The sequence below is a fragment of the Fructilactobacillus sanfranciscensis DSM 20451 genome, assembly GCF_001436035.1.
Classification (GTDB): domain Bacteria; phylum Bacillota; class Bacilli; order Lactobacillales; family Lactobacillaceae; genus Fructilactobacillus; species Fructilactobacillus sanfranciscensis.
This window is the reverse complement of sequence record NZ_AYYM01000051.1, coordinates 1-1,428: the sequence shown is the minus strand read 5'-3', so window position 1 is coordinate 1,428 and position 1,428 is coordinate 1. Positions and strand designations below refer to the sequence as shown.

Genomic DNA, 1,428 nt, shown 5'->3' with positions numbered 1-1,428 from the left:
TGGCTCTAAGTCAAATCGTATTGGTGAGACTTTTTAGAGCATTTACCACACCATTTATGGTGTGGTTTTTTTATGCGATGATAAGTCTGATCCTCACAAAGAAGTTATGGAGATTGCGGAACCCATAGCAGTTATGTTTAAGCTTTTTGATCTTTCCAATCAATCCTTCAAGAGGACCATTGGAATATGGCAATTCGCAGCTGTTGACTAGATATTTGTAGTTGTTCTTAAAAGTGGTTATAGCAGTATCCATTGAGCTCCCATTGTTTTTATATTCTTGCAATGTTTGCTTAAGCAATTCAGGGTCCTTAGATTTTATTGAACGTAGAACGTTCTGGTAAGTCTGGTATACATCTTTGAATACTGGATCGGCATCAAGACCAATGTCTACAAGATTCTGTTGAGTCATATACTCGTTGATACCAAAGATATATCTAATGTTGGCTTGATCCAATTCATCATCAAATAAGTGGAACATCCGCCATTGGCTTTTAAGAGCTTTGTATTCACGAGACTTTTTGTCACTGAGACTATTCAGTACAGACAAACGTGCTTTATCCAGCGCTCTTCCGACCAGTTGAACGATATGGAATCTATCAACGATTATCTTTGCGTTTGGGAATAATCTTCTTATGACACCTTGATAATTGGCATTCAGGTCTATCGAGACTGATTCGACTTGTTGTCTCTCAGATAATGAATACTCTCTTTTAAAGTGTTCGATTATCTTCATCGAAAGACGATTGGGCAAAAGGGTGATCATTTGGTGAGAGTCTGCATCGCAAGCTATAAAAGAAAACAAATGATTGGCAGACCTGAACTCATCGATGCAGATATTCTTTGGTAGTAAACGTGCTCTTTTAGGTAATTGAAGTCTGCCATATATCTTTCTGGCGACTGTGCTAGCAGATATCCCCAGCATCATAGCGATGGATTTGAAGGTAAAGGATTGTTTTGCCAAAAGTATGATCAGTTGATCTATTTGACGAGACATTGATTGATTCTTTTCTACCAGGTTAGTGTGTGCTCCACAAGTCGTTTTACATGATCTACACAAATAGCGCTGCTTCCAGAGTTTCAAATGATATTCGGAACCGTTGAGGCTGCCTAAGCGGACATTGGTTTCTCTAGCTCCGTTCTTGATCAAGCAATCGAACCCGCAATTAGGACATTTCTTCAAGCGATACGATAATCTTCCTTCGATGACCTTGATATGGAGCTTTTGACTGCCACGGAATATCACTTTGTCATTTGAATTTAAGATATCGATATTTGTGTCTGTTATATTTAGAAGATTTAAGATAGAATTTAATTGGGGCATCACAGTATCTCCTTTGTACGATTTGGTTTGGTTGCTTAAATCATAACATTGGACTGTGAGGTCCTTTTTGTATGCCCAAAAGAAGACAATAAAAAACTGGCATTGGC

Annotated in this window: 1 protein-coding gene; it reads right to left on the bottom strand. The window is 38.3% G+C overall.

All coding sequences use genetic code 11. The annotated features are described in order from the left end of the window. Nucleotides 1-70: 70 nt before the first annotated feature. The coding region (locus FD36_RS06320) for an ISL3 family transposase (RefSeq protein ID WP_235803528.1) at nucleotides 71-1,428 on the bottom strand (1,358 nt) is incomplete at its 5' end.